This is a genomic window from Ruoffia tabacinasalis (assembly GCF_042652985.1).
Classification (GTDB): Bacteria; Bacillota; Bacilli; order Lactobacillales; family Aerococcaceae; genus Ruoffia; species Ruoffia tabacinasalis.
Genome location: NZ_JBHSHQ010000080.1, coordinates 1 through 568, shown reverse-complemented (window position 1 = coordinate 568; position 568 = coordinate 1). Strand labels below are relative to the sequence as shown.

At 46.8% G+C, this 568-nt stretch carries 1 protein-coding gene; it reads left to right on the top strand.

Annotated elements, in window-relative coordinates:
- On the top strand, positions 1 to 568 hold a 568-nt coding region (locus tag ACFO5Y_RS11690), incomplete at both ends, for a transposase (RefSeq protein ID WP_380706736.1).

The window sequence follows — 568 nt, the reverse complement described above, 5'->3', positions numbered from 1 at the left end:
CAAAAGAGTTCACGCGAGTCCTCGGCAATTATTTGAGGCGATGAATGGCTCCTTAACGACGATTAACCGGCAACTTCTCCAGCTTGAATTAGCGACCATTCGACGTTTGACTGATGAAATTAAGGAATGTGAGCAACTCATTGAAGAACATCTTCAACCTTATGAAGACCTGTATCTTCGGCTCCTAGAAATTCCTGGCATCAGTCAAACAACGGCTCAAGTGGTCATCGCAGAAGTTGGACCGACCGTGGAGACCTTCGAAACCGTTGAGCGACTCGCTTCGTGGGCGGGCTTATGTCCAGGGAGTTATGAATCAGCTGGCATTCAATATGGGTCAAAAACGACGCGAGGTAATCGCTATCTCAAAGCGGCTCTTTGTCGAGCGGGACTGACAGCTGGTCGATCGAATCACCAAGAATTCCGAGCGATTTATTTTAAGTTTAGTGAGCGCAAACAGAAAGGTAAAGGAGTGGTGGCTTTGGCCCATAAATTACTCAGAATAGTCTACATGCTCATCAAAACGGGAGAAACTTACACCCCATGGCAACAAAAAAAGACTCCAGCTACG